General features: G+C 66.3%; 17 protein-coding genes. 7 read left to right on the top strand and 10 right to left on the bottom strand.

The window, feature by feature from the left end; translation table 11 throughout:
- Positions 1-59 precede the first annotated feature (59 nt).
- The 5 genes from IB230_RS02455 to IB230_RS02435 form a co-directional block, all read right to left on the bottom strand.
- A complete protein-coding gene (locus IB230_RS02455) occupies positions 60-701 on the bottom strand; it encodes a hypothetical protein (RefSeq protein WP_192268388.1) in 642 nt (213 codons plus the stop codon).
- An 80-nt stretch (positions 702-781) separates the two neighbouring features.
- Positions 782-1780, bottom strand: coding sequence for an ABC transporter permease (locus IB230_RS02450; RefSeq protein ID WP_192268386.1), 999 nt, complete (start codon positions 1778-1780; stop codon positions 782-784).
- Entirely contained in the window at positions 1777-2652 is an 876-nt protein-coding gene (locus tag IB230_RS02445; RefSeq protein WP_192268384.1) for an ABC transporter ATP-binding protein, read from the bottom strand. Before IB230_RS02445 ends, IB230_RS02450 begins: the two co-directional genes overlap by 4 nt.
- Positions 2652-3014: a GntR family transcriptional regulator gene (locus IB230_RS02440; RefSeq protein ID WP_062356164.1), complete on the bottom strand. Its 363-nt coding sequence runs from the start codon at positions 3012-3014 to the stop codon at positions 2652-2654. The genes IB230_RS02445 and IB230_RS02440 overlap by 1 nt, the downstream gene beginning before the upstream one ends.
- Positions 3015-3017: 3 nt before the next feature.
- The gene (locus IB230_RS02435; RefSeq protein WP_192268382.1) at positions 3018-3278 is read right to left on the bottom strand and encodes a hypothetical protein; all 261 of its coding nucleotides are present in this window, start codon (positions 3276-3278) and stop codon (positions 3018-3020) included.
- 135 nt (positions 3279-3413) lie between these two features.
- On the opposite strand from IB230_RS02435, the gene IB230_RS02430 reads away from it, so the two are divergent.
- From IB230_RS02430 to IB230_RS02405, 6 genes are all read left to right on the top strand, one after another.
- Positions 3414-3977 carry a glutathione peroxidase gene (locus IB230_RS02430; protein ID WP_192268380.1) on the top strand — a complete coding sequence of 188 codons (564 nt, stop codon included), beginning with the start codon at positions 3414-3416 and terminating at the stop codon, positions 3975-3977.
- A gap of 127 nt (positions 3978-4104) precedes the next feature.
- Positions 4105-4995: an FKBP-type peptidyl-prolyl cis-trans isomerase gene (locus IB230_RS02425; RefSeq protein ID WP_225589374.1), complete on the top strand. Its 891-nt coding sequence runs from the start codon at positions 4105-4107 to the stop codon at positions 4993-4995.
- 48 nt (positions 4996-5043) lie between these two features.
- Positions 5044-6396: a UDP-glucose/GDP-mannose dehydrogenase family protein gene (locus tag IB230_RS02420; RefSeq protein ID WP_192268376.1), complete on the top strand. Its 1353-nt coding sequence runs from the start codon at positions 5044-5046 to the stop codon at positions 6394-6396.
- Positions 6386-6622, top strand: a complete 237-nt coding sequence (locus IB230_RS02415) for a SlyX family protein (protein ID WP_192268374.1) — start codon at positions 6386-6388, stop codon at positions 6620-6622. The genes IB230_RS02420 and IB230_RS02415 overlap by 11 nt, the downstream gene beginning before the upstream one ends.
- Positions 6623-6657: 35 nt before the next feature.
- Positions 6658-7281 (top strand): DUF2058 family protein, encoded by a 624-nt coding sequence (locus IB230_RS02410; RefSeq protein ID WP_192268372.1) that lies wholly within the window; start codon positions 6658-6660, stop codon positions 7279-7281.
- Between the two features lie 29 nt (positions 7282-7310).
- The gene (locus tag IB230_RS02405; protein WP_192268370.1) at positions 7311-8000 is read left to right on the top strand and encodes an alpha/beta hydrolase; all 690 of its coding nucleotides are present in this window, start codon (positions 7311-7313) and stop codon (positions 7998-8000) included.
- Here the strand turns inward: IB230_RS02405 and IB230_RS02400 are convergent.
- The 5 genes from IB230_RS02400 to IB230_RS02380 form a co-directional block, all read right to left on the bottom strand.
- Positions 7997-9178, bottom strand: coding sequence for an MFS transporter (locus IB230_RS02400; RefSeq protein WP_192268368.1), 1182 nt, complete (start codon positions 9176-9178; stop codon positions 7997-7999). The genes IB230_RS02405 and IB230_RS02400 overlap by 4 nt on opposite strands.
- 39 nt (positions 9179-9217) lie before the next feature.
- Positions 9218-10573, bottom strand: a complete 1356-nt coding sequence (locus IB230_RS02395) for an amidohydrolase family protein (protein WP_225589143.1) — start codon at positions 10571-10573, stop codon at positions 9218-9220.
- A gap of 74 nt (positions 10574-10647) precedes the next feature.
- Complete coding sequence (metH, locus tag IB230_RS02390) at positions 10648-13335, bottom strand: methionine synthase (protein WP_192268366.1); 2688 nt, start codon at positions 13333-13335, stop codon at positions 10648-10650.
- Complete coding sequence (locus IB230_RS02385; RefSeq protein WP_192268364.1) at positions 13332-14417, bottom strand: homocysteine S-methyltransferase family protein; 1086 nt, start codon at positions 14415-14417, stop codon at positions 13332-13334. Before IB230_RS02385 ends, metH begins: the two co-directional genes overlap by 4 nt.
- Positions 14414-15343 carry an ArsR family transcriptional regulator gene (locus IB230_RS02380; protein WP_192268362.1) on the bottom strand — a complete coding sequence of 310 codons (930 nt, stop codon included), beginning with the start codon at positions 15341-15343 and terminating at the stop codon, positions 14414-14416. The genes IB230_RS02385 and IB230_RS02380 overlap by 4 nt, the downstream gene beginning before the upstream one ends.
- 126 nt (positions 15344-15469) lie before the next feature.
- Between IB230_RS02380 and IB230_RS02375 the strand changes: the two genes are divergently transcribed.
- The gene (locus tag IB230_RS02375) at positions 15470-16618 is read left to right on the top strand and encodes an acyl-CoA dehydrogenase family protein (protein ID WP_192268360.1); all 1149 of its coding nucleotides are present in this window, start codon (positions 15470-15472) and stop codon (positions 16616-16618) included.
- The last annotated feature ends 158 nt before the right edge of the window (positions 16619-16776 follow it).

Raw genomic sequence — 16776 nt, 5'->3', positions numbered from 1 at the left:
TCGGTCTCCTGTGCATGGACCCTTGCGGGTCTGGGGGGTGTGGATGTGACGTCCGCGAATCAGAAGGTCCAGTTGCCGTCGCCGTTCGCATCCCCGCAGTCGTCCACGTCGGATTGGTCCATCGTGGCGTAGGGCGTGAACTCGGGCAGGGCGGCCGACAGCGCCTGCTGGGCCGACAACAGGCCGGGCATGCGGGTGCACAGCTGCGCCACCATCGGCTTGAGCTTGGCCTTGGCCTGCTCGCCGACCTGCTTGCCGATGTCGTCGCCGTTCTGGCCCGCCAGCATGCCCTTGAGGGCCGAGGCCGCCGCATCGATGCCGACGCGCGCGCCCTCCATGCCGATGGCCATGCCGTCGCCGACCACGCCGAGCAGTTCGCCACGGTAAGCCAGCACCAGCGCCTTCTGTTCCGGCGAGGTGGCGATCGACTTGCCTTCGATCAGCAACTCGCCGGCCGGGGTGATTTCCGCCTTCGGCAGGTCCTGCTTCGCATCGCGGTTGAGCGAGATGTTTTCGCGCGCCAGGCGCTCGCGCGCCGCGGCGATTTCCTGGCGGGCCTTTTCCATTTCCTTGCTGGCGTCGCCCAGGCCGTTGGCGACTTCGTCCAGCGCCTTGGCGGCGACGCCGGTGGGCACGCTGTCCTTGTCCGCCGGCTGGCAGGCTGCGAGCGCCAGCACGCCGACGACGAGGAGGGGGCGCATGAGGGAAAGAGAGGGATGCATGTCCGTGTCCTTGGGAGGGGCGGGCCGGATTCGGCCCGCCCGGGAGTGAGGTGGTGTGCTTACTCGCTCTCGCGCCAGCGGCGCAGGTAGATCGCACCGGCGATCAGGGCCACGCCGATCACCGCACCGATCCACAGGTCGGCGGTCGCGAAGGCCTGCCAGCTGCGGGTCAGGTCGATGGCGTTGGCCAGTTCGTCCGGCGAGTTGAAATCAGCGTTCGGATTGGCGACGCCGCCCGGCAAGGTGGGGAACCAGGTGCCCGGCAGGACGCTCAGCAGGCCGCGATAGACGACCGTGTACCAGATCAGGTCGTGGCGGATCTCCAGGCTCGGCAGGATGTCGGTCATGCTGATGATCACGCAGGCCAGCACCGGCACCAGCACCGCCCACAGGAACGGCTTGCTGCGCGCCCAGGCCGAGCAGAACATCAGCCAGCCGATCGTCGGCAGCGCCCACAGCATGTACACCGGCAGTGAAGCGATCACGCCGCCGATGACGCGCAGGGGATGCGAGTGGGTGAATACCGCGGCACCCGCCGGCAGGCCGTTGACGGTGATGGTCAGCGCCGAGATCAGCCACAACGCCAGGCCGATCAGGATGCCCACGCCCACCGCCAGCAGCGGTGCCAGGACCAGCGCCCACGCCAGCTTCGACAGCACCATGTGCGTGTCGGATACCGGCAGCGACTTCCAGAACAGCACGCTGCGGTCCCGGCGGTCGTCGTACAGCGTGCCCAGCGCGTAGAAGAAGACCACGAAGGCCAGTACCACGCAGGCGAGGATCACGCCGCCCAGCAGCATGCCATCGCCGACACCGCCGAGGATCTGGTGGGCCTTCTCCGGCGCCTCCTCGATGCTGAAGCCGCCATCGCTCAGCTTGCCGCGGGCGGCGATGCTGCCGATCACGGCCAGGATCAGGTTCAGCACCACGAAAATGCCGCCGGTGATGACCGGTGCCCAGAAGAAGCCGCCGCGGTTTTCCCAGAACTCACGCTTCAGCAACCACGTGAACGCGCCCGGCTTGGAGGATTTGCCCAACGTCGAAGTCACGGCGTTCATGCGTAGGTTCCTTTCATGATGGCGACGAACAGGTCGGCCAGGCCTGGGGTGCGGGTTTCGCCGAGGGCGGCGAGATGTCCTTTCGGTACGCCATCGAACAGCAGCACGGTCTTGCCGAAGGGCAGGGCGCGTTCGTCGATGGGCTTGAGAGCGCGGGCCTGGTCGACGGCATCGCCGCTGACCAGCACCTCGGTGTACCGCTCGGCGACTTCTTCCATCTGCGAGGTCAGCACGATCTTGCCGTCGCGGATGAACATCACGTCGGTGAGGATGTGTTCGATCTCCTCCACCTGGTGGGTCGTGACGATGATCGTCTTCTGCTCGTCGAAGTAGTCCTCCAGCAGGCGCTGGTAGAACTGCTTGCGGTACAGGATGTCCAGGCCGAGCGTAGGCTCGTCCAGCACCAGCAGTTTGGCGTCGATGGCCATCACCAGCGCCAGGTGCAGCTGCACGATCATGCCCTTGGACATCTCGCGCACGCGCAGGTTGGGTTTGAGCTGGGTGTTGGCGATGAAGCGCTCGCACTTGGCACGGTCGAAGCGCGGATGCACGCCGGCCACGAAGTCGATGGCCTCCTTCACCTTCATCCAGCGCGGCAGCACGGCGACGTCGGCGATGAAGCAGACATCCTTCATCAGCTCATCGCGGTCCTTGCGCGGGTCCAGGCCCAGTACCTTCAGCTGGCCCTCGAACGGCGTCAGGCCCAGGATGGCCTTCAGCGCCGTCGTCTTGCCGGCCCCGTTCGGCCCGATGAGGCCGATGATCTTGCCCGCTTCGATCTCGAAGCTGGTGTTGTCCAGCGCAAGCTTGTTCTTGTAGGCCTTGCGCAGGCCGTGGGCCGACACCACGGCATTGGCGATTGCAGCATTCATCACTTGATCCCCTTGGATTGCAGCAACTCTTCGATGGACAGGCCCAGGCGCTCGATGCGCTCGGCGACCGCGGGCCACTCCTCGGTCAGGAACCGCTCGCGCTCGCTGCCGCGCAGCTTCCTAGCCGCTTCGTCGGTGACGAACATGCCCAGGCCGCGGCGCTTCTCGACCAGGGCTTCATCCGCCAGTTCCTGGTAGGCACGCGAAACGGTTATCGGATTGAGCTGGTACTCGGCCGCCACCTGGCGGACGGAGGGCAGCGCGTCGCCCGGCTTCAGGATGCCGTCCAGCATCATGGCGATCACGCGGTCCTTCAGCTGACGGTAGATGGGAGCACCGTCGCTCCATTGGATGGGCGCCATGGGTCAGCTCCTCGGACGCAGGGATTGGCCGAAGGAGAAGTACGGCATGGCCAGCGAAGCCCGCGCACGCCGCTTGTGCTGGGTCGGCTCCGCGGCGCTGTCGTCGCCGGTGATTTCGCGGACGTCCGATTCCAGCGCGCCCACCAGCGTCGAGGCATCCACCTCGGACGTGCGGGCGCCGGACATGGCCGCCAAAGCACCCGCCGCCAGCAGCAGGCCGCCGACGGCCAGGCTGGGCAGCGTGTGGGTCAGTTTCTGGTTCATGGCATCTCCCCGTGAGTTGGGTGAGTGGTGTTGTATTCAACTATAACACCAAAACACGGCCCGTCAACTGTCCGGGAAGGTTTTGTCACCCAACTGAAGGCATACTTGTGATGTTCGCACTAGCGGGGTCGTCAAATGAAGCTCAAGTTGTTGAAAATACTGGTATTGATGGTCCTTGCTGGCGGGTCCGCAGCGGCCCTGGCGGCGGGTCTGCTGGACGTCAGCTACCGTCCGCTGGCCGGCAAGCAGGCGGTGAACCTGAAGAAGGCGTATGCGGGGCAGGTGTTGCTGATCGTCAACACCGCGAGTAAATGCGGTTACACGCCGCAGTACGAAGGGCTCGAGTCCCTGCATCAGCGCTACGCGGCACAGGGCTTTGCGGTCCTCGGGTTCCCGTCCAACGACTTCAAGGGTCAGGAGCCGGGCAGCGAGAAGGAAATCCAGGAGTTCTGCACGCTGACCTACGGCGTCAAGTTCCCCATGTTCGAGAAGGTCGTGGTGACCGGCGACCAGGCCACGCCGCTGTACAAGTCGCTCGCGCAGGCGACAGGCACGGCGCCCGCATGGAACTTCCACAAGTATCTGATCGGTCGGGACGGCCGCGTGGTCGCGAACTTCCCCAGCAAGACGGCGCCGGACGATCCTGCCGTCGTCGCTGCCATCGAGCGCGAGCTGAAGGCACAGCGCGCCGCGCGCTGATGCGATGCCTCCGCAGGTGGCGGGCGTGCCACAATATCGTTTTGGCGCCACCACCGTGGTGCAGGTTCCAGGAGCAGAAAGGATGAAGCGGTCGGTCCGCGGCGCAGCCGTGTTGTTGGCAATCTCGATGTCGATGCTGGGAGGCAGTGTGTCTGCACAGGAAAAAACCGCGCTGGTGTCCGAGCGCGACAAGGTCAGCTACGCCATCGGCGTGGACGTGGGCAACTCGCTGCAGCCGGTCGGGCCGTTCCTCGACACCGCCGCGTTCCAGCGCGCGATCGTCAACACCTTCGAAGGCAAGCCGAACCTCATCTCCGAGCAGGAAGCGCAGGCGACCGACCAGCTGCTGCGCGTCAACCTGGCCGTCGCCGACGGCCAGCCCATCCCGGGCATGCCGCCGGGCAGCACGCCGCCGCCGGTCGACAAGACCAAGGTAGGCCTGTTCCTGGGCACCTATGTGGTGGGTCCGTCGCTGCTGCCGTTCAAGGACGAAATCGACCCCGCAACGCTGGTGCAGGCGGTGCGCACGATCACCGGCAAGACCGGTACGCCGCTGTTGTCGGTGGAGCAGGCGCAGGCCGAAATGCAGGCCTACCTCAGCAAGCGCCAGGCGACCGCAGGACAGCGCAACCGCGACGAGGGCGCCGCATTCCTGGCCGCCAACAAGGTCAAGCCGGGCGTGGTCACCACGCCGTCGGGCCTGCAGTACATGGTGCTGCGCCCGGGCAACGGCCAGCGCCCGATGTCGACCAGCCGCGTGCGCGTCAACTACGAAGGCAAGCTGCTCAATGGTGTGGTCTTCGACAGCTCCTACGCGCGTGGCGAACCCGCCGAGTTCGGTCTCAACCAGGTGATCGCCGGCTGGACCGAGGGCGTGGCGTTGATGCCGGTGGGCGCGAAGTACCGCTTCTGGATTCCGTCCAGCCTGGCCTACGGTCCGAACGGCGCCCCGGGCGGCAAGATCGGTCCCGACGCGACGCTGACGTTCGAAGTCGAACTGATGGGTGTCCTGCAGTAAACCGAATCGCCGTATTCGGCACTGAACTTTCACTGACGGGATGGGCTGATGCGTGTAGCGATCTTCGGTACGGGTTACGTTGGGCTTGTGACGGGGACCTGTCTGGCGGAAGTCGGCCACGACGTGGTCTGCGTGGACATCGATCCGGCCAAGGTCGACGGCCTGAACAAGGGCGTGGTACCGATCTACGAGCCCGGCCTGTCGCCGATGGTGAAGGCGAACCACGAAGCCGGGCGGCTGCGCTTCACCACCGATGCCGCCGATGCGATTTCGCACGGTGAAGTGGTCTTCATCGCCGTCGGTACGCCGCCGGACGAAGACGGCAGCGCTGACCTGCAGTACGTGCTCGCCGTGGCACGCACGATCGGCCTCAATCTCCAGCGTCCCTGCACGGTGGTCAACAAGTCCACCGTGCCGGTCGGCACCGCCGACAAGGTGCGCGCTGCCATCGAGGCGGAACTGGCGGCGCGCGGCGTCGATGTTTCGTTCGACGTGGTATCCAATCCGGAATTCCTCAAGGAAGGCGATGCGGTCAAGGACTGCATGCGCCCGGACCGCATCGTCGTCGGTGCAGCCAGCCCGCAGGCGGTGGAGAAGCTGCGCCGCCTCTACGCGCCGTTCAATCGCAACCACGAGCGCATTGTGGTGATGGACGTGCGGTCGGCCGAGCTGACCAAGTACGCGGCCAACGCGATGCTGGCCGCGAAGATCAGCTTCATGAACGAAATCGCGAACATCGCCGAGCGCGTAGGTGCCGACGTGGAGCAGGTACGCCAGGGCATCGGTTCCGATCCGCGCATCGGCTGGCACTTCATCTATCCCGGCGCCGGCTATGGCGGTTCCTGTTTCCCGAAGGACGTGCAGGCCCTGGCCCGCACCGCACAGCAGAACGGCTACGTGCCGGAGCTGCTGCAGGCGGTGGAGTCGGTCAACGAGCGGCAGAAGGGCCATCTGTTCGAACTGATCCAGCGCCACTACGACCGTGGCGAGGACGAGGGCGTGCGGGGCAAGACGTTCGCGGTGTGGGGGCTGTCGTTCAAGCCCAACACCGACGACATGCGCGCGGCGAGCAGCCGGCGCCTGCTGGCGGAGTTGTGGGAGGCCGGCGCCCGCGTGCAGGCCTACGATCCGGAGGCGCGCGACGAAGCGTCCCGCATCTTCGGAGAACGCGATGATCTCGTGCTGTGCGAGGACGCGCGCGCTGCAATCGAGGGCGCGGACGCGCTGGTGGTCGTGACCGAATGGAAGCAGTTCCGCAGCCCGGATTTTGCGCGTCTGCAGGAGACGCTCGGCGATGCCGTGATCTTCGACGGCCGCAACCTGTACGAGCCGGCCGAAGTGGAAGCGGCCGGCCTGGCCTATTACGGCATCGGACGCGGCAGGTCCGTGCGTGCAGGCTGACCTGCCCTTGTCGGGCGACACGCTGGAGCGCCGCCTGGTCGAACTGGAAACCCGGTTGGCGTTCCAGGAGCACTCGCTCAACGAAATGAGCGAGGCGCTGGCCGATGCGCGTGCCGAGAACCAGCGGACGGCATTGCTGCTGCGGACCATGGTGGAAGAACTGGGCAAGGTGCGCACCTCACTGTTCGAGGATGCTGCCAGTGAACCGCCGCCGCCGCATTATTGATACGCTTGCGGCATAGCAGTCCCCGCGAACGACCGATGACCGATTCACTCCGTGACCAGTTGCTGGGTCTGGGCTTCAAGCCCGCGCCCAAGCCCGAGCGCAAACCAGAACGCCGCCCCGATCCACGCCGCGACGCCCACAAGGCGGGGGGCAAGCCTGCCGCGCATCAGAAGCCGGGGCAGGGCGGCAAACCGCGATCGCCGCAGGGAGCCGGCAAACCCAGGCGCAGCCAGGAAGACATCGATCTGGCCAAGGCCTACGCCATCCGCGCCCAGCGCGAGAAGGACGAGCGCATCGAAGCCGAGCGGGTGAAGCAGGAAGAGGCGCGCGTGCGCCGTGAAGCCAAGGCGAGGCTCGAGACTTTTCTCAAGGACAAGTCGCTCAACCATGCCGACGCCGACATCGCGCGGCATTTTCCCTATGGCGGCAAGATCAAGCGCATCTACGTCAACGCGGAACAGCTGAAGGCGCTGAACGCCGGTGAGCTCGGCGTGGTGCAGCAGAACGGCCGCTACCTGCTGGTGACCTCGGCGGTGCTCGCCGAAGCGGAATCCATCTTCGCGCCGGCCGTCGCGCTCAAGGTCGATCCCAACGCACCGGCGGAAGATGATCCCTACGCCGATCCGCAATACCAGGTGCCCGACGACCTGGTGTGGTGACAGCGTCTACCCGGCCACGGCTTTGCCTGTTGCCGGGACTGGATGGCACCGGACGGCTCTATGCCCCTTTGGCGGCGTCGTTGGCCCAAGCCGGCGACGCCGAGGTGTTGGCTTACGACAATGGGCAGTTCCAGGGCTACTCGGCGCTGGCCGATGCGATCGAGCCCGCGCTGCTGCGACGGAACGATGACATCGTGCTTGTGGCGGAGTCCTTTGCGGGCCCGTTAGGTGTCCTGCTCGCGCATCGTCATCCGGGCCGCGTGCGAGCGCTGGTGATGGCGGCGAGCTTCGTTCGCGCTCCTCTTCCCCTCAGCCGGGTCGCCGCAGCGCTCGTGGAGAGCCTGCCCGCGATCGCGCCGCCCCTGTTCGTGTTGGAAAGGCTGCTGACAGGCAGCGGATTGCCGCCGTCGTTGCGCGCCGAGTTCGAAGTGATCGTGGCCAGCGTGCCGCTCCCCGTGCTTCGTCAGCGTGCTGTGGCCGCGCTGCGCGTGGACGTCAGCCGCGAACTGGCGGCGTTGGACATGCCGGTGTTGTATCTGCAGGCAAGGCACGACAGGTTGATCTGGCCGCACGCGGGCCGTGACGTGCTTCGGTTGGCACGTCACGCGCGTCACGCGGTGGTCGATGCGCCGCATTTCCTGTTTCAGGTGGCGCCGGTACCTGCGGCCGTCGAGATCGGTCGCCTGCTGGACGTGTTCCGCGACGACGCGTGCGTCTAGCGCGGCGTCGGACCGCGCACCAGCCACCGCCATACGATGAAGGCCGCCACCAGCGCGATGGCCGATGAGCAGAGGAAGGCCGCCTCGCCGCTGATGCGCCACAGCTGGCCTGCGAGCAGCGCGCCGCACACACCACCGACGCCCGACGACAGGCCGTAGAAGACGCCTTGTCCGTGACCGTTCATGCGTCCGGGGAAGAAGCGCACGAGCAGTTGCATCGCGGCGGCGAAGAACGCGCCGAAGTTCAGCGCATGGGTCAGCTGGGCGACCACCATCACCGGGACGTTGTCCGGGAAGAGCGCGGTGGCCAGCCAGCGCACCGAGGCGCTGAGCAGGGCCAGCAGCAGCACGCGGCTGGCATCCCAGCGCCGGAAGATGCGGCTGGAGAGGAAGAACACCCCGATCTCCGCCAGCACGCCGACGGTCCAGAGCACGCCCTGTGTCGCGGTTGGATAGCCGTGTTCGGACAGGTAGATCGAGAAGAAGGTGTAGAACGGGCCGAACGATATCTGGGTCAGGAACGCCGCGACGAAGAAGGCGATCACCTGGGGTCGCCTCAGCCGCGCGCGGAAGCCGCCGTCCGCATCGTGTGCCGGAAGGCTCGGGTCGTGCGCGTAACGGTTCAGCAGGGCGGATCCCAGCACGCCCGCCAGCACCGGCAGCATCAGCCACGGCAGCGCGCCCACGCCAAGCCGCCGCTCGTCGATCAACCAGCCGAACGAAGCGACGACGACGATGAAGCCGATCGATCCCCAGACGCGGATCAGGCCGTAGCGATCGCTGCGCACGCCGAGGTGCGACATCGTGATCGACTCGAACTGCGGCATCACCGCGTTGTAGGCGAAGCAGAAGCCCAGCATCACGGCGAACAGGCCGGCATGTTCCAGGGGCAGCACGAACAGGGCGAAGCAACCGACCGCCAGGACACAACCCGCGTGCAGCCAGCGGATGGGGTGGGGCGAGCGTGCCGCCAGCGTGGTCCACAGACTGGGAGACACGATGCGCGTGGCGTACCACAGGCTCATCAACACGCTGATGGCGGCCACGCCGAGGCCGCGGGATTCGAGATAGAGACTCCAGTACGGCGTGAAGGCGCCCAGCGCGGCGTAGTAGAAGAAATAGAAGCTGGACAGGCGCGCCGCCGGATACGGAGCCGTCGCGGAAGATGTGGGAGTCATGTCATCGACCGTGCGACGGCTCGCGTTCCGGGGTGGCGATTATGGCGCGTGCGTGACGTCGGATGGACCGTCAGATACCTGACGGCCTGCCTGCCAGACGGCGTGGATGCGGCGCGTGTTGAGGATGTCCTGCAGCGGATCGGCATCCAGTACCAGCAGGTCGGCCCGCTTGCCGACGGCGACGATGCCGCGGTCGTTCAGGCCCTGCAGGCGTGCGGCTTCCGAGGTGGCGACCGCCAGCGCCTGTGCAGAAGTGAAACCGGCCGTCGTCATCAGTTCGAGTTCGCGATGCTCGGCGAACCCGATCACGCGCTGCGGCATGGCGCCCGAGTCGGTACCGAAGCCGATGTCCACGCCGCCCTCGCGTAGCGTGCGGAGGTTGCGCAGGTTCATGGCGACGGCTTTGCGTGCCCCGGGAATGTTGGCGCCTGCCAGCTGCTGCGCTTGCCATTGCGGGTCCTGCCAGCGCGTCGCCACCGCCTCCGGCAGTGCATGGCGCAGGAACGGTGTCTGCAGCCAGGCGGGATTCTCGGCGTAGAGATAGTTGGCTTCATCGATGTTGACGGTCGGGATGTACCACGTGCCCTTGTCCTTCATCGCCTTTACCAGCGCGGGCGAGATGGCCGCGTCGCGGATGCCGTGCGCGATGATGTCCACGCCGGCGTCCACCAGGTCGGCCGCTTGCGCGTGGTCATGGATATGGGCGGCCACTCGCAGGTCGACGCGATGCGCCTCGTCGATGGCCGCGCGGTAGATTTCCGGCGCCATCATCGGGAAACGGCCGCCCAGGTCGTCGACCCATAACTTGATGACGTCCACGCCCGCGACCTTCTGCGCCCGCACGGCGGCACGGGCTTCGTCGGGCGTGGCGGGACGCGCAACCGGATCGTTCGCCAGGCCCATGATCTGCGTCGGCGGAGCACCGGCTACGGCGCCGATACCGGCGCCGGCGCCGTAGAGCTGTGCACCCAGCCCAGGGTCGTTTCGAACTTCTGCGCGGATCGAAGCGAACGCATCGCCGTTCATGCCCAGTGAGGTGACCGTGGTCACGCCATAACGCTGGAACTGCTGCAGGTCGCGAACGACGACGTCCCGCGTGTAGAAGCGGTCGCCGTGCTCCAGCCCGCCGGTGTTGCCGACATGGGAGTGGTTGCTGACCAGGCCGGGCAGGAGATGCTTGCCGGTGTAGTCGATGCGGCGGGCATCGCGTCGCTGCGCATCGTTGGCCTTGCCGACGTGGAGAATGCGCTCGCCTTGCAGGACCACATCAACGATGCCGAGATCCCTTCGGCCGTCGAAGACGCGGGCGTTCTCCAGGATCACGGTGTCCGTCGCGGCGGCGGGCAACGCGGCGAAGGTGGCGATCAGGCCCAGCATGAGCGTTCGACGGTGCATGGCGGTTCCAGTGGTGGGGGACGACCAGCTTAGTCGCCGCCTCATGGCACTACCATCCTGCGAGCGTCGCGAACCTACTCGGGGTCGTAATCCAGGTTGGATGCCAGCCAGCGTTCCACCTGCGCCAGCTCAACGCCCTTGCGCTTCGCGTAGTCCGCGGCCTGCTCCTTCGACACGCGGCCGACCACGAAGTACTGGCTCTGCGGATGACTGAAGTAGTAGCCGGATACCGCGGCGGTGGGCAGCATCGCGAAACTTTCCGTCAGCGACATGCCGGCGTTGCCACCGGCATCGAGCAGGCGGAACAGCGTGCCTTTCTCGCTGTGCTCCGGGCAGGCCGGATAACCGGGCGCAGGGCGGATGCCGACGTACTTCTCGGCGATCAGGGCATCGTTGTCCAGTGATTCGTCCGCCACGTAGCCCCAGAACTCCTTGCGCACGCGCAAGTGCAGGCGTTCGGCCAGCGCCTCGGCCAGGCGGTCGGCCAGCGCCTTCAACAGGATCGCGTTGTAGTCGTCGTGGTCGGCCTCGAAACGCGCCACGTGCGCGTCGATGCCGATGCCCGCGGTGACCGCGAACATGCCCATCCAGTCCTGCCGGCCGGAATCCTTCGGCGCGATGAAGTCGGCCAAGCAGAAATCCGGGCGTTCGACCGGCTTGTCGACCTGTTGGCGGAGGAAGTGCAGGCGCTCGCTGCGGCCTTCGACCTGCAGCTCGACGTCGTCGCCGATGCTGTTCGCCGGCCACAGGCCGAACACGGCCTTCGCGGTCAGCCACTTCTCGTCGACGATCTTCGCCAGCATCGCGCGCGCATCGCGATACAACTCGCTGGCCTGCGGGCCGACGACGGCATCGGTCAGGATCGCCGGGTACTTGCCGAACAGTTCCCAGGCATTGAAGAACGGCGTCCAGTCGATGCAGTCCACCAGCTCGGCCAACGGATAGTCGTCGAACACGTGCAGGCCGGGCTGTTTCGGCGCGGGCGGCGTATAGGCATCCCAGCCGCCATCGAACTTCTGTCCGCGGGCCTTCTCCAGCGAGACCAGACGCTTGGCATCGCCGCGGTTCTTGTGGCGTTCGCGGATCTCGGCATAGTCGGCATCGTTGGCGGCGACGAAGGCCGCGCGCATGTCGCGCGAGATCAGCGATTGGGCGACGCCCACGGCGCGCGATGCGTCCTTCACCCACACCGTCGGTGCGGTGTAGTGAGGGTCGATCTTCAGTGCCGTATGCGCGCGCGAGGTGGTCGCGCCACCGATCAGCAGCGGCATCTCGAATCCTTGGCGCTGCATTTCGCGCGCCACGTGGGTCATTTCCTCCAGCGACGGGGTGATCAGGCCGGACAGGCCGATCAGGTCGGCGTTCTCAGCCCGTGCGGTGTCCAGGATCTTCTGGGTGGGCACCATCACGCCCAGATCCACCACGTCGAAGTTGTTGCAGGCCAGTACCACGCCGACGATGTTCTTGCCGATGTCGTGCACGTCGCCCTTGACCGTGGCCATGACGATCTTGCCGTTCGACTTGCCCACGTCGCCTGTGCGCAGCTTCTCGGCCTCGATGAAGGGCAGCAGGTAGGCGACTGCCTTCTTCATGACGCGAGCGGACTTCACCACCTGCGGCAGGAACATCTTGCCGGCACCGAACAGGTCGCCGACCACGTTCATGCCGTCCATCAGCGGGCCTTCGATCACGTCGAGCGGCCGTGTGGCCTGCTGCCGGGCTTCCTCGGTGTCCTGGTCGACGAAAGCGTCGATGCCATGCACCAGCGCATGCGCCAGACGCTCGCGCACCGGCTTCTCGCGCCAGGCCAGATTCTCGACCGGCGCTTCGCCTTTCTTGCCCTTGTAGCGGTCGGCGATCTCCAGCAATCGCTCGGTGGAATCCTTGCGGCGGTTGAGGATCACGTCCTCCACGCGCTCGCGCAGTTCGGCGTCCAGATCGTCGTACACCGGCAGGCCGCCGGCATTGACGATGCCCATGTCCATGCCGGCCTGGATGGCGTGGTACAGGAACACGGAATGGATCGCGGCGCGCACGGGCTCGTTGCCGCGGAACGAGAACGACACGTTCGACACGCCGCCGGACACGTGGCAGTGCGGCAGGGTCTGCTTGATGATCCGCGTGGCCTCGATGAAGTCGACGGCGTAGTTGTCGTGTTCCTCGATGCCGGTGGCGACGGCGAAGATGTTGGGGTCGAAGATGATGTCTTCGGGCGGGAAGCCGACCTCTTCGGTCAGGATGCGGTAGGCGCGCGTGCAGATCTCGACCTTGCGCGCGCAGGTATCGGCCTGGCCGGTCTCGTCGAAGGCCATGACCACCGCGGCCGCGCCGTAGCGCAGCACCTTGCGGGCATGGTCGATGAAGGCGTCCTCGCCTTCCTTCAGCGAGATCGAATTGACCACGCCCTTGCCCTGCAGGCATTTCAGGCCGGCTTCGATCACGCTCCACTTGGACGAGTCGACCATCACCGGGATGCGGGCGATGTCGGGCTCGGAGGCGATCAGGTTGAGGAACCGGTCCATCGCCTTCTCGGAGTCGATCAGGCCCTCGTCCATGTTGACGTCGAGGATCTGGGCGCCGCTGGCGACCTGCTGGCGTGCGACCTCGACGGCTTCCTCGTAGCGTTCTTCCTTGATCAGCTTGCGGAACTGCGCGCTGCCGGTGACGTTGGTGCGCTCGCCGACGTTGACGAACAGCAGATCCGGCGTGATGACTAGCGGTTCCAGGCCGGACAGGCGCGTGTGGCGCGCGGGCGCGCTCATGCTGCCTGCTCCAGTCTCGCCGGCAGCCTGCGTGGCGGAAGTCCCGCGACGGCCTCGGCGATCGCCCTGATGTGTGGGGGCGTGGTGCCGCAGCAGCCGCCGACAAGGTTCAGCAGGCCGGACTGTGCGAACTCCTTCAGCGTGGCAGCCATCTCTTCCGGTGTCTCGTCGTACTCGCCGAAGGCGTTGGGCAGGCCGGCGTTCGGATGCGCACTGACGTAGGCATCAGCGACCGTCGCCAGCGTCTCGACATGCTCGCGCAGGTCCTTCGCGCCCAGTGCGCAGTTCAGGCCGATCGACAGCGGGCGGCTGTGCGCCACCGAGGTGTAGAAGGCTTCGGCCGTCTGCCCGGACAGCGTGCGTCCGGAGGCATCGGTGATCGTGCCGGAGATCATCACCGGCAGGCGCCCGCCGCGCGCGTCGAAGACTTCCTCGATCGCGTACAGCGCCGCCTTGGCGTTGAGCGTGTCGAAGATGGTTTCCACCATCAGCGTATCGGCGCCGCCGTCGATCAGGCCTTCGATGGCCTCCCGGTAGGTGGCGCGCAGTTCGTCGAAACTGGTGTTGCGGAAGCCCGGATCGTTGACGTCGGGGCTGATCGACGCGGTGCGGCTGGTGGGTCCGAGCACGCCGATGACGAAGCGCGGTTTGTCCGGCGTGGTGGCTTCGATGGCGTCGCAGCACTGACGCGCCACCTGCGCGCCGGCCTTGTTCAGTTCGTAGACCAGGTGTTCGAGGTGGTAGTCGGCCTGGCTGATCGAGGTGGCGTTGAAGGTATTGGTTTCGATCAGGTCGGCACCGGCCTCGAGATAGGCCGTGTGCACCCCGGCGATGACCTCGGGTTTGGTCAGCAACAGCAGATCATTGTTGCCCTTGAGGTCATGGTCGCAACCGGGGCCGTGATCGTGCGTGTGCTGGGCATCGCAGCCATCGGTGAAGCGCTGGCCGCGGTAGTCCGCTTCCTGCAGGCCGTGGCGCTGGATCATGGTGCCCATGGCGCCGTCGATGATGAGGATGCGCTGCGCGAGCGCGTCCTCCAGCATCCTGGCGCGCCCAGGGTGGAGCCATGGCAGGGTCTTCATGGCTTCACCGCCGTCAGCGAAATGACTTCGAAGTGGGGAGGGCGGCGCTCACGGGTAACCGTCTCAGCGTTGGCGATGTCCAGGCCCGCCTTCTCGGCGAACTTGCGCAGTTCCTTCTCGCTGAAGCCCAGGTTGACGTGTCCGTACGCTTCCACGACCGACTTGTGCTCGTGCTTGCCCAGGCTGCTGAGCAGCAGGCGACCACCCCGTCGCAGCACGCGCGCCGCTTCCGCGACCGCTTGCGCCGGTTTGGCGGAATAGGTGAGCGCATGCATCAGCACGACCAGGTCGAAACTGCCGTCCTTGAACGGTAGCGCATGCATATCGCCTTCGCGGACTTCCACGTTCGGGAAGCGGCGCAGGCGCTCGCCAGCCGCCGCGACCACGCGCGTGCTGGTATCGATGCAGACGTAACGCTTGGAGTGTGGCGAGAGCAGTTCAGCGAGCACGCCGTCACCGGAGGCGATATCCAGCACGTCACCGGTCTCGAGCAGGGGCAGGGCGGTGCGAGCCAACGCCTCCCAGGTGCGCCCTGGCGAGTAGTGGCGCTCCATGTCGCCGGCGACGCTGTCGGCCCAGTTCTGGTCGGCGGCGCGGTTGGCGAGCACCGCGGCGATGCGTTCGGCATCCTGCCGCAGCAGCGGGTCGTCGCTGCCATCGCGCAGGCTGCGCCAGAGTTCGCGCTGCACGGTGTCCAGGTTGTCTTCGTCGAAGCGGTAGTACGCCGACACGCCGGCACGCCGGTCGCGCGCCAGGCCTGCCTCCTTGAGCTTGGCCAGATGGGTGGACACGCGCGGCTGGGCGAGCTGCGTGATCGCCGACAGTTCGGCGACGGTCAGTTCCTCGCGGGCCAGCAGCGCCAGCAGGCGCACCCGGGTGGCGTCGGCAAACACCTTCAGCCGGGTCGACCAGGCTTCCAGATCCATAAATATCTTCCTATCGCGATATAGAGATATTTTGAAGACTGGACCCGGTCGCGGTCAACCCGCGGCATACGCCCACGGATGGTCGCGGGTTACAATTGGTATCTAACATTTGGTCGAGGGGTACCCGTGGATTTCGCATTCACCGAAGAGCAGTTGATGATCCAGGACGTCGCGCGCCGGATCGCCCAGGAAAAGATCGGCCCGAGCGCCGAGCACCACGACCGGACCGGCGAGTTCCCGTTGGACAACATCCGCCTGCTGGGCGAGAACGGCCTGATGGGCATCGAGGTGCCGGCCGAGTACGGTGGCGCGGGCATGGATCCGATCGCCTATGTGCTGGCAATGATCGAGATCGCGGCAGCCGATGCGGCCCACTCGACGATCGTGTCGGTGAACAACTCGCTGTTCTGCAACGGCATCCTGAAGTTCGGCACCGAAGAGCAGAAGCAGCTTTACGTGCGCGCCATCGCCGAGGGTCGCGAGATCGGCGCCTTCGCATTGACCGAACCGCAGTCGGGTTCCGACGCCACCGCGATGCGCTGCCGCGCCGTGAAGCAGGCCGACGGCAGCTTCGTCATCAATGGCAAGAAGAGCTGGATCACGTCCGGTCCGGTGGCCAAGTACATCGTGCTGTTCGCGATGAGCGAGCCGGACAAGGGCGCGCGCGGCATCACCGCCTTCATGATCGACACCGAGAAGGCCGGCTTCCACCGCGGCAAGACCGAGCCGAAACTGGGCATCCGCGCCTCGGCCACCTGCGAGATCGAATTTACCGATTACGTGGCGCCCGCTGCCGACGTGCTGGGTAGCGAGGGCGAGGGTTTCAAGATCGCCATGAGCGTGCTGGACGCCGGCCGCATCGGTATCGCCTCGCAGGCCATCGGCATCGCGCGCGCCGCTTACGAGGCCACGATCGCCTATGTGAAGGAGCGAAAGGCCTTCGGTGCGCCGATCGGCACCTTCCAGATGACCCAGGCCAAGATCGCCGACATGAAGTGCAAGCTGGACGCGGCCACGCTGCTGACGCTGCGCGCGGCGTGGGTGAAGGGCCAAGACCAGCGCTTCAGCAACGAAGCCGCCATCGCCAAGCTCACCGCTTCGGAAGCGGCCATGTGGATCACCCATCAGGCGCTGCAGATCCACGGCGGTATGGGCTATTCGAAGGAAATGCCGATCGAGCGTTACTTCCGCGACGCCAAGATCACCGAGATCTACGAGGGCACCAGCGAGATCCAGCGCCTGGTCATCGCCCGCAACGAGACCGGCCTGCGCTGAATCCGTTGTCCTGTCAGGAAGAACGCCGCCGCGAGGCGGCGTTCTTGTTTCCGGGACACCGGTATCCCGACCCCCGTCTTTGGTCATGGGACCGCAGGGGCGGTGGTCCGCTAGAGTGGCCTGATGCGGGGGTGCGTCCCCCGTTTTCCTCCTGGAGA

The sequence above is a fragment of the Pseudoxanthomonas sp. PXM01 genome (assembly GCF_014851815.1).
Lineage (GTDB): Bacteria > Pseudomonadota > Gammaproteobacteria > Xanthomonadales > Xanthomonadaceae > Pseudoxanthomonas_A.
Note: the sequence above shows the minus strand (reverse complement) of the source record. Positions and strands in the feature narration are given on the sequence as shown.